17 protein-coding genes are annotated in these 14,678 nt (G+C 59.5%); 10 read left to right on the top strand and 7 right to left on the bottom strand.

What is annotated here, in order from left to right; translation table 11 throughout:
- Positions 1–9: 9 nt before the first annotated feature.
- Entirely contained in the window at positions 10–948 is a 939-nt protein-coding gene (locus AC3WRD_RS28570) for a site-specific integrase (RefSeq protein ID WP_102622233.1), read from the bottom strand.
- 177 nt (positions 949–1,125) lie between these two features.
- Here AC3WRD_RS28570 and AC3WRD_RS28565 point away from each other — a divergent pair, with 177 nt between their 5' ends.
- Positions 1,126–2,130 (top strand): DNA-binding protein, encoded by a 1,005-nt coding sequence (locus AC3WRD_RS28565; protein ID WP_102622234.1) that lies wholly within the window; start codon positions 1,126–1,128, stop codon positions 2,128–2,130.
- Here AC3WRD_RS28565 and gorA read toward each other — a convergent pair.
- A complete protein-coding gene (gene gorA, locus AC3WRD_RS28560) occupies positions 2,127–3,485 on the bottom strand; it encodes a glutathione-disulfide reductase (RefSeq protein ID WP_102622235.1) in 1,359 nt (452 codons plus the stop codon). The genes AC3WRD_RS28565 and gorA overlap by 4 nt on opposite strands.
- 129 nt (positions 3,486–3,614) lie before the next feature.
- Positions 3,615–4,454 (bottom strand): UTP--glucose-1-phosphate uridylyltransferase GalU, encoded by an 840-nt coding sequence (gene galU / locus AC3WRD_RS28555; RefSeq protein WP_085710029.1) that lies wholly within the window; start codon positions 4,452–4,454, stop codon positions 3,615–3,617.
- A gap of 247 nt (positions 4,455–4,701) precedes the next feature.
- Between galU and AC3WRD_RS28550 the strand changes: the two genes are divergently transcribed.
- Both AC3WRD_RS28550 and AC3WRD_RS28545 read left to right on the top strand, forming a co-directional pair.
- Positions 4,702–4,890 carry a hypothetical protein gene (locus tag AC3WRD_RS28550; RefSeq protein WP_096821531.1) on the top strand — a complete coding sequence of 63 codons (189 nt, stop codon included), beginning with the start codon at positions 4,702–4,704 and terminating at the stop codon, positions 4,888–4,890.
- Between the two features lie 150 nt (positions 4,891–5,040).
- Positions 5,041–5,322 carry a hypothetical protein gene (locus tag AC3WRD_RS28545; RefSeq protein ID WP_173861313.1) on the top strand — a complete coding sequence of 94 codons (282 nt, stop codon included), beginning with the start codon at positions 5,041–5,043 and terminating at the stop codon, positions 5,320–5,322.
- Positions 5,323–5,325: 3 nt separating this feature from the next.
- Here AC3WRD_RS28545 and AC3WRD_RS28540 read toward each other — a convergent pair whose 3' ends face one another.
- Positions 5,326–5,556: a hypothetical protein gene (locus tag AC3WRD_RS28540; RefSeq protein WP_096821535.1), complete on the bottom strand. Its 231-nt coding sequence runs from the start codon at positions 5,554–5,556 to the stop codon at positions 5,326–5,328.
- Positions 5,557–5,628: 72 nt separating this feature from the next.
- Positions 5,629–5,985 carry a hypothetical protein gene (locus AC3WRD_RS28535; RefSeq protein WP_096821537.1) on the bottom strand — a complete coding sequence of 119 codons (357 nt, stop codon included), beginning with the start codon at positions 5,983–5,985 and terminating at the stop codon, positions 5,629–5,631.
- Positions 5,986–6,196: 211 nt separating this feature from the next.
- Between AC3WRD_RS28535 and AC3WRD_RS28530 the strand changes: the two genes are divergently transcribed.
- From AC3WRD_RS28530 to ada, 5 genes are all read left to right on the top strand, one after another.
- The gene (locus AC3WRD_RS28530; RefSeq protein WP_007958929.1) at positions 6,197–6,499 is read left to right on the top strand and encodes a DUF1883 domain-containing protein; all 303 of its coding nucleotides are present in this window, start codon (positions 6,197–6,199) and stop codon (positions 6,497–6,499) included.
- Positions 6,500–6,527: 28 nt separating this feature from the next.
- Positions 6,528–6,659: a hypothetical protein gene (locus AC3WRD_RS28525; RefSeq protein ID WP_256580577.1), complete on the top strand. Its 132-nt coding sequence runs from the start codon at positions 6,528–6,530 to the stop codon at positions 6,657–6,659.
- 137 nt (positions 6,660–6,796) lie between these two features.
- The gene (locus AC3WRD_RS28520; RefSeq protein WP_102622237.1) at positions 6,797–7,510 is read left to right on the top strand and encodes a 2OG-Fe(II) oxygenase; all 714 of its coding nucleotides are present in this window, start codon (positions 6,797–6,799) and stop codon (positions 7,508–7,510) included.
- 5 nt (positions 7,511–7,515) lie between these two features.
- Positions 7,516–8,178, top strand: coding sequence for a DNA oxidative demethylase AlkB (gene alkB / locus AC3WRD_RS28515; RefSeq protein WP_102622238.1), 663 nt, complete (start codon positions 7,516–7,518; stop codon positions 8,176–8,178).
- 88 nt (positions 8,179–8,266) lie between these two features.
- Complete coding sequence (gene ada, locus AC3WRD_RS28510) at positions 8,267–9,334, top strand: bifunctional DNA-binding transcriptional regulator/O6-methylguanine-DNA methyltransferase Ada (RefSeq protein ID WP_096821541.1); 1,068 nt, start codon at positions 8,267–8,269, stop codon at positions 9,332–9,334.
- Here ada and AC3WRD_RS28505 read toward each other — a convergent pair.
- The gene (locus tag AC3WRD_RS28505) at positions 9,331–9,789 is read right to left on the bottom strand and encodes a GyrI-like domain-containing protein (protein ID WP_102622239.1); all 459 of its coding nucleotides are present in this window, start codon (positions 9,787–9,789) and stop codon (positions 9,331–9,333) included. The two genes, ada and AC3WRD_RS28505, sit on opposite strands and share 4 nt — an antisense overlap.
- A gap of 60 nt (positions 9,790–9,849) precedes the next feature.
- Positions 9,850–10,833 carry an acrylyl-CoA reductase (NADPH) gene (gene acuI, locus AC3WRD_RS28500; protein WP_102622240.1) on the bottom strand — a complete coding sequence of 328 codons (984 nt, stop codon included), beginning with the start codon at positions 10,831–10,833 and terminating at the stop codon, positions 9,850–9,852.
- A 179-nt stretch (positions 10,834–11,012) separates the two neighbouring features.
- On the opposite strand from acuI, the gene AC3WRD_RS28495 reads away from it, so the two are divergent.
- Both AC3WRD_RS28495 and AC3WRD_RS28490 read left to right on the top strand, forming a co-directional pair.
- Positions 11,013–13,457, top strand: a complete 2,445-nt coding sequence (locus AC3WRD_RS28495) for an autotransporter (RefSeq protein WP_102622241.1) — start codon at positions 11,013–11,015, stop codon at positions 13,455–13,457.
- Between the two features lie 108 nt (positions 13,458–13,565).
- A complete protein-coding gene (locus AC3WRD_RS28490; protein ID WP_102622242.1) occupies positions 13,566–14,627 on the top strand; it encodes an NAD(P)H-dependent flavin oxidoreductase in 1,062 nt (353 codons plus the stop codon).
- Positions 14,628–14,678: the final 51 nt, after the last annotated feature.

The raw sequence follows: 14,678 nt of genomic DNA, 5'->3' as shown, positions 1-14,678 counted from the left end.
AAACGATATCTACGACGACAACGGCTTATCCGTAATCCGGGCCATCCCGTGAAAGGGGCTCGCTTCAACATAGCGCATGGCGGACTTCATATCCTTCCAGCCCACGTAACTCATCAACGACTTGAGATCCCAGCCGCTTTGATGGGCCCAGGTGGCAAAGCCACGGCGCAACGAGTGGCTGGTGTAGCGCTCGGCGGAGATTCCGGCGCGCTCCAGGGCCTGTCGCAGCAGCGGAATCACGCTGTTAGCGTGCAAGCCCTCCTCGCTCAGGTTGCCCCAGCGATCGACAGCGCGAAACACCGGGCCGCGTACGAGCGCCGCTTCGGTGATCCAGTCGATGTAGGCCTGCACCGGGCACAGCTTCAGCAACGCCGGGGCCTGATAGGTCTGACCGAGGTTCTCCCGGTCGCCCTTGCTGCGCGGCAGGTACAGGGTGATGCCGCTGCCGGCGTGGGCCTGCACATGCTCGACCTGCACCCGGCACAACTCGTCACTGCGAAAACCCCGCCAGAATCCCAGAAGAATCAGCGCTCGATCCCTACAGGCTCTGAGTAGCAACGGCCGATCCTGTTGTTCTCGGGCCTCTTTCATTTCCTGTTCAAGCCAGGCCACGGTCTGTTCAAGATCACGCAGTTGCAACGGCTCGGCCTGTTTTTCCTGCGCGGGATGCAGCGCACGGATGCCCTTGAAGACTTTGCGCACCACCGGCGTCTTGGTCGGATCGGCGAACCCCTGACTGTTGTGCCACTGCGCGAGCGCGGACAAGCGCAACTTCAGCGTGTTGACCGACAGCACGCCCGCATGAGCCACCAGATACCGCGCGACGCTGTCAGCCGTCGCGGGCAGGAACCCGCCCCATACCGTTTCGAAATGCTCGACGGCCGCACGATAACTGCGGCGGGTGTTGTCACGGGTGGCGGCTTGCAGATAGCGATCCAGATCGCTCATGGGCTGATTTCTCGCAGATGTACTGATTTGAAGATTGAAAAGCGGATTCTGGCGCTTCACACGGGGTAATACCAGTATATCCCGCCCGTTCATCTTGAAACATTTAACTTTATGTTCAGCATGGTACACTGCGTACTTTGGTGGCATGTACCACAGTACGTAATCGTAGGAGCACATATGGCCCGTGGCGGCGTTAACAAAGCAGTAGTCCAGATCGCGCGCTCAGCGATCCTCGCCCGTGGCGAACACCCAAGCATCGACGCAGTACGCATCGAGCTGGGCAACACCGGATCGAAAACCACTATTCATCGCTATCTGAAGGAGCTGGATGACGGCAGCGAACCGGCTGATCCGTCGGCAGAACCGATTGATGACGAGCTGCTGGCGCTCGTCACGCGCCTGGCGCAACGCCTGAAAGAACAGGCGCAGGAGCCGATTGATCAGGCTCGCGAACAGTACGAACAACAACGCCAGGCATTGGAAGCAGAGCTGAATCAGCTCCGTCAGAACCATGCGCAACTGGAGCAAAAGCACGACATCCAGGGCGCTGCATTGGCCAAGGAATCCGAAGCGTTGAGCGACACTCGCTCGATGCTGCAAACCGAACAGACACGCAATGCCGGCCTGAATCAGGCGCTGGCAGATTTCGAATTACGCTTGCAGGACAAGGACGAGCAGATCCGCTCGCTGGAAGAAAAGCACCTGCACGCTCGCGACGCACTTGAGCACTACCGCAATGCCGTCAAGGAGCAGCGTGAACAGGAACAGAGCCGTCACGAAAGTCAGGTTCAGCAGTTGCAGATGGAGTTGCGTCAGGCGCAGCAAAGCGCACTGGTGCGCCAGGATGAAATCACTCAATTGCACCGCGACAACGAACGCTTGCTGACCGAAAACCGCGGCACACTGCGGGAACTGAGCCTGCTGCAGGATCAGCTCAAACACAGCAATCAGCGTCAGGATCAACTGCTGGAGCAAGCGACGCGTGTCGACAGCGAACGCACCCTCCTCCAGGAACGTTTGCGCGTGGCATTGCTGGACAGCCAGACACTCAAGCAGAGCGTCGACGAGCACGCCCAACTCAACCAGTCACTGGAAAAGCAACTGACCCAGGCTCAGGACAGTTTGCGCCTGGCCACTACCGCTGCGGCAGCGCCAGACGTAAAAACTTCAAAGGACGATTAAGCACCGACCGGCGTGCGCATGGTGACAAACTCTTCGGCCGCCGTCGGGTGCACCCCGATGGTGTCGTCGAAGTCACGCTTGGTTGCGCCAGCCTTCAGAGCAATCGCCAGGCCCTGCACGATCTCGCCGGCATCCGGCCCGACCATGTGGCAGCCCAGCACCTTATCGGTTTTGCCATCGACCACCAGCTTCATCAGCGTGCGCTCCTGGCATTCGGTCAGGGTCAGTTTCATCGGTCGGAAACGGCTTTCGTAGATCACCACGTCGTGACCCGCCTCCCGCGCCTCTTCTTCGGTCAGGCCGACGGTGCCGATGTTCGGCAGACTGAACACTGCCGTCGGGATCATCTTGTAATCCACCGGACGGTATTGCTCTGGCTTGAACAGACGTCGCGCCACCGCCATGCCTTCAGCCAGCGCCACCGGCGTCAGTTGAACGCGACCTATGACATCGCCCAGCGCAAGAATTGACGGTTCGGTGGTCTGATATTGCTCGTCAACCTTGATGAAGCCCTTGTCGTCCAGCTGCACCTCGGTATTTTCCAGCCCGAGATTGTCCAGCATCGGACGCCGACCGGTGGCGTAGAACACGCAGTCCGCTTCCAGTACACGACCATCCTTGAGGGTCGCCTTCAGGCTGCCATCCGCTTGCTTGTCGATCCGCTCGATGTCGGCATTGAACTGCAGATTCATGCCGCGCTTGGTCAACTCTTCCTGCAGATGCTTGCGCACCGAGCCGTCGAAGCCGCGCAGGAACAGATCACCGCGATACAGCAACGTGGTCTCCGCACCCAGACCATGGAAGATTCCGGCAAATTCGACCGCAATGTAACCGCCGCCGACGACCAGGACACGCTTGGGCAGCTCTTTCAGGAAAAACGCCTGATTGGAGCTGATGGCATGCTCATGCCCCGGGATTTCTGGAATCTGCGGCCAGCCGCCCGTGGCGATCAGAATATTTTTCGCGGTGAAACGCTCACCATTGACCTCGACCTCATGCGGGCCAACGATCTTCGCGTGCGCTTCGTGCAGGGTCACGCCACTGTTGACCAGCAGATTGCGATAAATGCCGTTCAGGCGATTGATCTCGCGATCCTTGTTGGCGATCAGGGTCGCCCAATCGAAATTCGCCTCACCCAAGCTCCAGCCGAAACCGGACGACTGTTCAAAGTCTTCGGCGAAATGCGCGCCGTACACCAGCAGTTTTTTCGGCACACAGCCGACATTGACGCAGGTGCCGCCCAGATAACGGCTCTCGGCCACCGCCACTTTTGCACCGAAACCGGCAGCAAAACGCGCAGCCCGCACACCACCGGAACCGGCACCAATCACATAAAGGTCAAAATCGTAGGCCATTTCTATCTCCTCGGCAGGCGATCAGCATACCCGGCGTCGTCCGCTGGGCAAGCACTCCTGCCGATATAGGGGCGAAAAATGAAAAAGCCACCCGAAGGTGGCTTTTTCGTACAGACAGATCAGGCGCTATCAGTAGGCCTTGCCAGTCTTGTAGAAGTTTTCGAAGCAGAAGTTGGTTGCCTCGATGTAACCCTCGGCACCACCGCAGTCGAAACGCTTGCCCTTGAACTTGTAGGCCATTACGCAGCCGTTCTGGGCTTGCTTCATCAGGGCGTCGGTGATCTGGATTTCACCACCCTTGCCTGGCTCGGTCTGTTCGATCAGGTCGAAGATGTCCGGGGTCAGGATGTAACGACCAATGATCGCCAGGTTGGACGGCGCGTCTTCCGGCTTTGGCTTCTCGACCATGCTGTGTACGCGGTAGATGTCGTCACGGATCATCTCGCCGGCAATGACGCCATACTTGCTGGTTTCTGCCGGATCGACTTCCTGGATGGCGATGATCGAGCAGCGGAACTGCTTGTACAGCTTGACCATCTGGGTCAGTACGCCGTCGCCTTCGAGGTTGACGCACAGGTCGTCCGCCAGCACCACGGCAAACGGCTCATCGCCGATCAGCGGACGACCGGTCAGGATCGCATGACCCAGGCCTTTCATTTCAGTCTGACGGGTGTAGGAGAACGAGCACTCGTCCAACAGCTTGCGGATACCGACCAGGTATTTCTCTTTGTCGGTGCCCTTGATCTGGTTTTCCAGCTCATAGCTGATGTCGAAGTGGTCTTCCAGGGCACGCTTGCCACGGCCGGTCACGATGGAGATCTCAGTCAGACCAGCATCCAGAGCTTCTTCGACGCCGTACTGGATCAGTGGCTTGTTTACCACCGGCAGCATTTCTTTGGGCATGGCTTTAGTCGCTGGAAGGAAGCGAGTACCGTAACCGGCTGCTGGGAACAAGCATTTCTTGATCATATAAGTCCTTGAAAGGGCTGTGTGTACGAGTTTCGGCGCAGTCTAATCAGGCGGCGTGCACCTTACAATGCCCCGCACTGGCTAACCGATGTCAACATAGAGAAATATTCTGGCGGATAGTTCAATCCGCACGCAGAAGCTGCGCATTCAGCGTAGCCCAAAGATTCAGGAACACCGCATCGACCCGCGCCCGTCCGCCCGTTTCCCGTTATCATGACGCCTTTGAACCAGCCAACGAGGCCGCTAGATGTCCGCAGCAAAAATCATCAACGGGTACACCGTCGCCAAGGCAAAAGATGGCCAGTGGCATATCACCGCCGCCAACGGCGAAGATGTGTCCGGTCCATTGCCCACTGAAGCGATGGCGATTGAGGTAGCCGCGGTGCTTGATTACACGCCTCCTGCACCGAAGCGTCGCGGCAAGGATCAGGACTGATCAGCTGTAACGCATCCAGAGCCCTGCCATAGTGCGGGGCTTTTTTTGAACATGAAGATGTGGCCAATCGCTATAACCTTTTCATGCCGGCGCTGTCATAGCGTCTAGCCCTCTCCTTCCGAAGACGACATCGCCATGAACACCCGTACGCTGCACAGCATGCTGCCCCTGTTAGCACTTCTGGCCCTGGCCGGCTGCGCCAGCTCTCAACCCACTTATCTGGACAACGGCGAACAAGGGTTGAGTATCGATTGCTCCGGCGAGGCCAACTCCTGGGCAACCTGTTATGAAAAGGCTGACGCCTCCTGCGCCGGCACCGGCTATCGCATCGTCGGAACCGATGGCACACCGGCGTCCAAGGAAAGCGACAAAACGCTAGGTATCGATGTCGGCAACTACAAGAACCGTAGTGTCGTGGTGGTCTGCAAGTAGGTTTTACATGTGAATTTCGGCGAACTTGATCCCCAACCCGCGAACGACCTCAATCAGGTCATCCAGACGGCCAAATGATTCGACTTCGTCGTTTTCATCCACCAGAAAATAACTGCGCCCGGCGCTCTTCTTGAAAAACACGATCCATTCACCCGAATTCGCCGGGTTCTGAATCACATGGGTGGCCGCGATCAGCCCCTCTTTATGGCGCTCGCGCACCTGTTCTCGCTTCATGCACATCTCCAGAAATGACAATGCCGCCCAGGCGTGACCTGGACGGCATCAATACCGATGACTGACAGTTTATCAGCCGGAAATGCACACCGTGGCGGCATTGCGCACATCCCTTGGACGTATCGGCACGTTGGACATGCGCTCGTGCAACTTGATGCTGCTGCCGCCGGAGCGGTCCTCAATGTCAAACACCGCTGCCGGGCCGGACGACAACTTCCCTGGCACGATCACCCGAACCCCGTCCTTGTGCGGCTCCATTTGCAGGGCCCCGCGGCTTTGCGCCAGCTTGTCGGCCAGACACTGTGCGTACTCGTGGGGTTTCTTGCCGGAAATGACGCTCATGGTCGGCAGTGTTTCATTGATTTCCGAAACACTTGCGCAACCACCCATCGCCAATGCCAACGGCACAAAGACAACACCCCACTTCATACAGAATCTCCTATAAAGACCCTCGGACAGCGTGAATGCCGTTTTTCTCCGAGGCTCATTGCATTTAACGCACATGAAATCGCGAATAACTGTTTTTAATTGTCAAAGCGGCGCCCGACGGCCGGATAATAACCTGTCCGGGCTGATAAACTGCGCCAATCGACCCTGCTATCGTTTTGATTTTGTAGAAAAAGCCCTTCTGGAGGCGCCCATGAAATTTATTCACCAGCGCGAGCACCTCAACGAAGACGACATCGTCGTCATCCAGTGCTCACAAACCTGCAACATCCGTCTGATGAACGACGCCAACTTCCGCAGCTTCAAGAACGGCGGCCGTCATACCTATCACGGCGGCGCGTTCGACACCTTTCCGGCTCGCATTACCGCGCCGAGCACCGGGTTCTGGAACATCACCATCGACACCGTCAACCGCCGTGCGATCAGTGTGACCCGCAAGCCGACCCTGACGCACTCGATCAAGATCATCCGTCGCTCCAGCTCGAAACTCAGCTGATCGGCTCCCTTAACGCAATCAGGTAAGCATGACCGTGGCCCAAACGACCAAATACGTCATCAAGTACAAACTGAACGGCGAACGCCGCTTCGAATTCGCCCAGCTGGAAAACGGCACGCCGGAAGAAGCCAAGGCTGCGCTGAATGCCCTGCACGGCTAGAGCGAAGACGTGATCAGCGACATCAGCGTCAGCAAGGCGTTGTAAGACGCGGGTGACAATTCGACCGCAAGCGCCGGAGTGTTCCGGCCTGGCGGGCTGCCTAGACTGATCACCTGGACGCAAGCCAAGGAATCAGTATGCCGATGTCACCCGACTCTCCCCTCGACGCGCTCGACTGGGTCGTACTGGAACAACAGCTGGATCAGGACGGCTGCGCCATCATCCGTTCGCTGTTGCGCCCGCAAACCTGTGATCGCCTGAGTGCGCTGTACCCGCAAAGCGAACCGTTCCGCTCACAGGTGATCATGGCCCGCCACGGTTTCGGTCGCGGCGAATACAAGTATCTGCGCTACCCGTTGCCTCCATTGGTGGAGCGCCTGCGCAATGCGCTTTATCCGCGCCTTGTTCCCCTGGCCAATCGCTGGCATGAACGGATGGGCTTGCCGCAACGCTTTCCACCCCTGCACAGCGAGTTTCTTGCGCGCTGCCATGCCGCCGGTCAACTGCGGCCAACCCCGCTCTTGCTGCAATACGGCCCACAGGACTACAACTGTTTGCATCAGGACCTGTACGGCGAACACGTCTTCCCGCTGCAAGTGGCGATTCTTCTGTCAGAACCTGGCGAGGACTTCAGCGGCGGTGAGTTCGTCCTGACCGAACAACGCCCGAGAATGCAGTCTCGCCCACTGGTGATGGACCTGAAGAAAGGCGACGCGCTGATCTTTGCCGTCAACCAACGCCCGGTCAAAGGCGTGCGCGGCGACTATCGGGTCACCATGCGCCACGGCGTCAGCCGCCTGCACAGCGGAAAACGGCATACTCTGGGCATCATTTTTCACGACGCTACCTGACCATCATGCACACCCACTTCGATCTGTTCGCCGACACCGAATCCGAGCAGCCCCGACGCGCTGAGCAGATCGGCGAACAATCCTGGGTGCTGCGCGGCTTCGCCCTTCCCCGTATCGAACAATTATTGCCGGCTCTGAAATCGGTCATCGAACGCGCCCCGTTGCGACACATGATGACACCCGGCGGCTTCAGCATGTCAGTAGCCACCAGCAGTTGCGGAGCGCTTGGCTGGATCACCGACCGCAGCGGTTACCGTTACTCGGTCGATGACCCTCTCAGCCACCAGCCTTGGCCGGAGATGCCCGAAGTCTTTCGCGACCTGGCGCAGACAGCGGCGAAGCAAGTCGGATTTTCCGATTTCATACCGGACTCCTGCCTGATCAATCGTTATGTCCCCGGCGCGAAAATGTCTTTGCATCAGGACAAGGACGAACATTCCTACACCGCACCGATCGTTTCTCTGTCATTGGGTTTGCCCGCCATGTTCCTGTTCGGTGGTTTCGCCCGCAGCGACAGGAGCCAGCGCATTCCACTGCTGCACGGCGACATGGTGATCTGGGGTGGCGTTGATCGGCTGCGCTACCACGGCGTCCTGCCGATCAAGTACGGCCGACATCCGCAGTTGGGCGAACAGCGTTTCAACCTGACGTTTCGCACCGCCGGATAACCGCGCAAAGTTTGACCGCAAGGGCCGGAGTGTTACGGTTGGCGGCACTGGTTAACCTGAAATTCAACAGGTCAACGGACTCTCCATCATGAAAACGCTTTCGACCCCGCTGAACATTGAAGACGATCCACGCTGGTCCGCCGTCGTCGCCCGCGACCCACGGGCCGACGGTCAATTTGTCTACGCCGTGAAAACCACCGGCATCTATTGCCGTCCTAGCAGCCTGGCGCGTTTGCCTAAGCCGCAGAATGTCGAATTCTTCGACACCGCCGAAGAGGCCGAAGCAGCGGGTTATCGCCCCAGCAAACGGGCGAGCAAGGATCAAAGCGACGTGGCCGCGCAACATGCCGCAACGGTAGCCGCTGCGTGCCGACAGATCGAAACCGCGGAAACCCTGCCAGCGCTCAACGAACTGGCGGATGCCGCCGGCCTGAGCTCATTCCATTTCCATCGGGTATTCAAAGCCGCCACCGGCCTGACGCCCAAAGGGTACGCCGCGGCGCACCGTTCACGCAGAGTGCGGCAACGGTTGGCGGATGGCGACTCGGTGACCGACGCGTTGTACGACGCCGGCTTCAACTCCAACAGCCGTTTCTATGAAGCCGCTGACCAGTTGCTGGGCATGAAACCCGGCGACTTCCGGGCCGCCGGGCAAAACAACGACATTCGTTTTGCGGTCGGCCAATGCTCGCTCGGCGCTATTCTGGTGGCACAGAGTGATCGAGGAATTTGCGCGATTCTGTTGGGGGACGATCCCCATCAACTGGTCTGCGACCTGCAGGATCAGTTTCGCCGGGCCAACCTGATCGGAGCCGACGCCGAGTTCGAACAACTGATCGCCCACGTCGTCGGCTTCATCGAAGCGCCGGCAATCGGTCTCGATCTGCCACTGGATGTACGGGGCACCGCGTTTCAGGAACGGGTCTGGCAGGCGCTGCGCGAAATACCGGTTGGCAGCACCGCCAGTTATGCCGACATCGCCCAGCGCATCGGCTCGCCAAAAGCGGTTCGGGCCGTGGCTCAGGCTTGCGGCGCCAACAGCCTTGCGGTGGCGATCCCTTGCCATCGCGTGGTCCGCAGCGACGGCAACCTTTCGGGCTATCGCTGGGGCGTGGAGCGCAAGCGTGAGTTGTTGTCCCGGGAAACGCAGCCTTAGCGGATGCCGATGTAAATCGACACTGACTCGGGGCCGAAATAGGCCTCGAAGTCAGTGGCGTAACGTCGCTGAATCTGCGGATTGGCTTCGAAGTGCTTCCAGATCCGGCCCCAAGTGGCAATGACCGCATCGGGCAATGCGCCATGTCCCTGGAACACCAGATACTCGCCGCTTTCGATCCGAATGGTTTCGAAATCCGTCTGCGGATTGACGACGGCAACACCCGCCGTCACATCGAATGCCCCCGAAGCATCCGATTCATAGGCCGAGTACACCCCGTAAATCGGCGACTCGGTCAGCTTGCCGGGAATGGCCTCCGCCAGGTTCTTGCCGAAGAATTGCCCCCACATCGGGCCGATTTTCGCGGTCTCGGCCTTGTGTTCTGCGGCGTTGGTGGTTCGAACGCGCAAGCCTGAAACCGTGAACGACTCAACGTGCTGTTGTTGTAGATCCATCGAAGTGCCACTCCCTTTTTTGAAGTGCGGCCCGGCAGGTCCGCGATGGCGCTTAATGTGTCAGCGATTGACGTCCACGACAACCCGTCCGCGCAGCTGCCCGGCGAGCAACTTTGGGGCCGCTTCAATGGCTTCACTGAGGCCGATTTCGTGACTGATCAGAGGCAACAGGGCGAAATCCAGATCCTTGGCCAGACGCTCCCAGGCTTCTATCCGACGCGCCTTTGGCTGGGTCACGCTGTTGATTCCGGCCAGCGTCACACCACGCAAGATGAAAGGCGCCACCGACGCCGGGAAATCCATGCCCTGAGCCAGACCGCATGCCGCGACAGTACCTTCGGCGCGGGTGCTGGCGCAGGCGTTGGCCAATGTGTGGCTGCCGACCGAATCGATGACCGCTGCCCAACGCTCCTTCGCCAGTGGCTTGCCGGGTTCGGACAAGGTCGCCCGATCGATGACTTCGCTGGCGCCCAATTGCTGCAGATATTCATGCTCCGACACCCGCCCGGTGGACGCCACCACGCGATAGCCAAGCTTGTGCAACAAGGCGATTGCAAAGCTGCCGACCCCACCATTGGCACCCGTGACCAATACTTCGCCCTGCTCCGGCGTCACGCCATTACGCTCCAGCGCCATGATGCACAGCATCGCCGTGTAGCCCGCCGTGCCAATGGCCATGGCTTGCGCGGCGGAAAACGCCTTGGGCAGTGGAATCAGCCAGTCGCCGTTAAGCCGCGCTTTCTGGGCCAGACCGCCCCAGTGATTTTCACCCACGCCCCAACCATTGAGCAGCACCTGATCGCCGACCTTATAGTCTGGATGCGAGCTGACTTCGACTGTGCCGGCCAGGTCGATCCCCGGAACCATCGGAAACTTGCGCACTACCGGGCTGCTGCCGGTAATCGCCAGCCCGTCCTTGAAGTTGAGCGTGCTGTACGCGACGCGCACCGTCACATCGCCTTCGGGCAACTGCAGCTCGTCGATTTTCTGCAGGCTGGCGCGATAACCGCTGTCGTCTTTGTCGATCAGAATGCCGTTGAACATGATTGCCTCTCAGGGAATGAATTCAGGGTCTCGTGGCATTCAAATAGCACATCGCAACATTTTGCCCCACTCGACCTTCCGCCAATCGCTGAAACCGCCGGATGATTCCGGATCGGCCGGCTATGCTCTTTCGACGGCTTCCACTTATCCCCGAGAAGCCCTTGTCGATGGAGCTGACAATGTCCCGCGCCCGCCCTTTTCTTGCCTGGCTGATGCTCTGTCTGTTGGCATTCAATACCGCTTGGGCGGCGCCTGCGGCCAAGACGGCAGACGCCACTGCCGTTGAGCCGACATGGCCGCAAGTCATCACCAGCGACAAATCAAAACTCACCGTGTATCAGCCGCAGCTCGACAGCTGGGATGGCTACACCTTGCAGGCCCGCGCCGCCGTCGAGGCCGCCGGCGCCGACGGCAAGTCGACTTATGGCATCGTCCAGTTCAGCGCTCACACGCTGGTCGACAAGGCCACTCGCTGGGTCATGCTCGACCAATACAAAATCATCAAGGCTGATTTCCCTGCAGACGCCAGCCAGGCAGAGATGTGGATCACGACACTGCAAAACGATGCGGCCAAGCGCAAGAAAACCATTTCACTCGATCAATTGGAGGCCGCCGTTGGCGTACTGACCGCCGAACAGAAAGCCGACACCGCGCCCCTGGAAAACACGCCACCGACCATCCTCAGCTCGGACGTGCCGGCCTTGCTTGTCTATATCGACGGTGAGGCTGCGTATCGCCAGGTCGACGGCACCGGATTGCAACGGGTGATCAACACCCGTCCTCTGCTGCTCAAGGACGCCCAGGGCAAACATTATCTGCATGTGTTCGATGGCTGGATGGTTGCCGATCAATTGTCGGGGCCCTACGCCCTGCTCTCATCGCCTCCAGCGGATCTGGAGAAAGCCAAGAAAGCGGCGATCGAGAGCCGGCAGGTGGATCTGCTCACCGGGCAAAGCGATCCGAAGGACAAAGTGCCGAGCCTGGCCAAGCCGCCGCAGCCAAAGATCTTCGTGGCCACGACCCCGACCGAACTGATCGTCACCGACGGTGCGCCACAGTGGCAGCCGATCCAGGGAACGCAATTGCTGTATGTCAGCAACACCACCGGGCACATCTTCAAGGAAATCGGCGACCAGAACAGTTATGTGCTGATCTCCGGCCGCTGGTTCCGCGCCGGTGACATGAACGGCCCGTGGACATTTACCCCGGCGGACAAACTGCCAGCAGACTTCGCCAACATCCCCGACGACAGTCCGAAAGAAAACGTCAAAGCCTCGGTCGCGGGCACGTCTCAATCCAAGGAAGCAGCCATTGCCGCCACCATTCCGCAGACCTCGGCAATCAAGAAAAGCGCGGTAAAAATGACGGCGCCACAATTTGACGGTGAGCCTCAACTCAAAGCCATCAGCGGGACCCCGCTTCAATATGTGATCAACAGCGCCACGCCGATCATCCGGGTCGACAACAACAGTTGGTACGCCGTGGAGAACGGCATCTGGTTCGTCGCCACGGCAGTGACCGGGCCATGGACCGTCGCCAGCTCAGTGCCAGCGGTGATTTATTCGATTCCGCCGAACTCGCCGATGCACTACCTCACTTACGTCAAAGTCTATGAGTCCAGTGGTGACACGGTCGTCGTCGGCTATACCCCGGGCTATCAGGGCTCGACGCTGGATCCGGCGACCGGCGTTGTGGTCTACGGCACCGGCTATCCGTACACGCCATGGGTTGGCAGCGTCTGGTACGGACCGCCGGTGACTTATGGCTTTGGCGTCGCGATTCGCTACACGCCGTGGACTGGCTGGACCTTCGGCTTCGGGTTCGGCTGGAGCTGGGGCGGCAGCACTGCCGCCATGGGTTGGGGATGGGGCGCCTATCCATGGTGGGGCAATTACGGATGGGGTTACGCGTGGGGGCCGCACCTGTATCCGGCGCCGCTGGCCTGGGGCGGCGCAGCCTACGGCTATCACGGCGGCGCCGTGGCCTGGGGCCCGGGCGGCTGGGCCGGTACTACCGGCAACATCTACCGGCAATGGGGTGATCGGGCGACCGTCAGCCGCTATGGCGCAGGCTACAACGCCTGGACCGGCAACCGCTGGGCCGGTCAGGTCGGTTCCTCCTACAACTCACGGACCGGGATTGCGACCGCCGGCCAGCGTGGGGCGGTACACAATGTCTACACCGGCAACTATGCAGCCGGCCGCAGCGGTGAAGTGGTCGGACCGAACGGAGGTGCAATCGCCGGGGGCCGGGTGACGGCAGGCAACGCTCGCAATGGCACTCAGGTAACGGCCAATCGTGGCGCCGTTTACAACCCGAACACCGGCAATACCACGCAATACGGCGGGATTCACGGACGCAACAGCGGCGCCGCGCGGGTTGGCGACAATTTTTACGCCGGGCATGACGGCAACGTCTACAAGAAAACCGATGATGGCTGGCAGTCGATGGTCAAGGGGGGCGCAACCCGCGCACCGGCCAACAACAATGCTCAGTTACAGAACCTCAATCGCGACTCCGCGGCGCGTAACGTTGGCAATCAGCGTCTGAACAACTTCCACAACTCTTCGCAGTTCATGAACCATTCATTCGGCGGAGGGGGCGGTGGACTTCATCGACGCTGACCCGAATCCCGCGAGGCTACAAATCTCGGCTGGCCCTGCACCCGGTTTTGCTGGTAAAAAAACCGGCTTCAGCTTCCCTGCCCTGCTTTGTCCTTCGGAGTCTTTTCCATGAACCAATGGCCAGATACGCGCATTCTTGACCTGCTCGGCATCGAATTGCCGATCATCCAGGGCCCGATGGCCGGTGCCACCAACTCGTCGATGGTCATTGCCGTGTGCAACGCGGGCGGTTTGGGATCAATGCCGGCAGCGATGTTGAGCATCGAGCAATTGCGCGAAGAACTGAAGGCCATCCGCCAGGGCACTGACAAACCTTTCAACGTCAACTTCTTCTGCCACCAGCCACCGGCCGCCGATGAACAGCGGGCGCGGGACTGGAAGAATCTGCTGGAGCCCTACTACCGCGAACTGGGTGCCGACTTCGATGCGCCGACGCCGGTATCCAACCGAGCACCATTTGATGTGGCGGCTTGCGAAGTGCTGGAAGAGTTTCGCCCTGAGGTGGTGAGTTTCCACTTCGGCCTGCCGGAAAAGTCCCTGCTGAACCGGGTCAAGGCCACCGGTGCGAAAATCCTGTCTTCGGCAACCAACGTCGATGAAGCCATCTGGCTGGAACAGAACGGTTGCGATGCAATCATCGCCATGGGCTACGAAGCCGGAGGCCATCGGGGCATGTTCCTCAGCGATGACCTGAGCAGCCAGGTCGGAACCTTTGCCCTCGTTCCGCAAATCGTCGACGCGGTCAAAGTGCCGGTGATTGCTGCCGGTGCGATCGCCGATGCGCGAGGCGTTGCAGCGGCGTTCATGCTCGGAGCATCTGCTGCTCAGGTCGGAACGGCTTATCTGTTTACACCAGAGGCCAAAGTCAGTGCCTCTCATCACAAGGCGCTGCGCACGGCGAAAGACAGTGAGACCGCTATCACCAACCTGTTCACCGGACGTCCGGCACGGGGAATTCTGAATCGAGTGATGCGTGAAGTGGGGCCAATGTCGGACAAAGCGCCGGCGTTTCCCTTGGCCGGCGGTGCCCTGATGCCATTGCGCGCCAAGGATGAGGCTGACTTCAGCAATCTCTGGGCCGGTCAGGCGTTTACGTTGGGCAAGGAGTTGAGCAGTGCTGAATTGACTCGCCAACTCGCCGAAGGAGCGCTCGCGAAACTGGCTCGGTAAAAGCACGGCAGACTGAGGGATTTCATGCCCTCACCTGCCCGCCTGAAACCA

Source organism: Pseudomonas sp. FW215-R2 (assembly GCF_058789255.1).
Note: the sequence above shows the minus strand (reverse complement) of the source record. Positions and strands in the feature narration are given on the sequence as shown.